1 pseudogene is annotated in these 300 nt (G+C 67.7%); it reads left to right on the top strand.

Annotated features, from left to right (window positions below):
- A pseudogene (locus P3H15_RS55450) lies at nt 1-300 on the top strand (hypothetical protein); the annotation flags it as partial.

The raw sequence follows: 300 nt of genomic DNA on the forward strand, positions 1-300 counted from the left end.
CTGGACACCTCGGTCGGGGCGGTCGATGAGAAGAAGGTGATCGCGGCACGGTTGGGAGTCTCGGGTGAGACGGTGCGACTGGTGGCCAAGCGGTTCGCTGGGAAGGTGTCGGTGGACACCGGGGATGTGGCGACGAAACGGTTTATCGGGTCCTGCTACAAGGGGTATATCGGGCGGATGGTGAACCCGGACATGTGGACGCCGCCGACGACGCGGGCAGCCCGGGCGTCCTCACCGTGCTCGTCGCTCGGGGGGTGTCCCTATGGTTCCCGTCAAGCCGCCGAGGGGAGCGGTGCCCGG

Origin of the sequence: Rhodococcus sp. T2V (assembly GCF_029269925.1) — a bacterium.
GTDB classification, from domain to species: domain Bacteria; phylum Actinomycetota; class Actinomycetes; order Mycobacteriales; family Mycobacteriaceae; genus Rhodococcus_F; species Rhodococcus_F koreensis.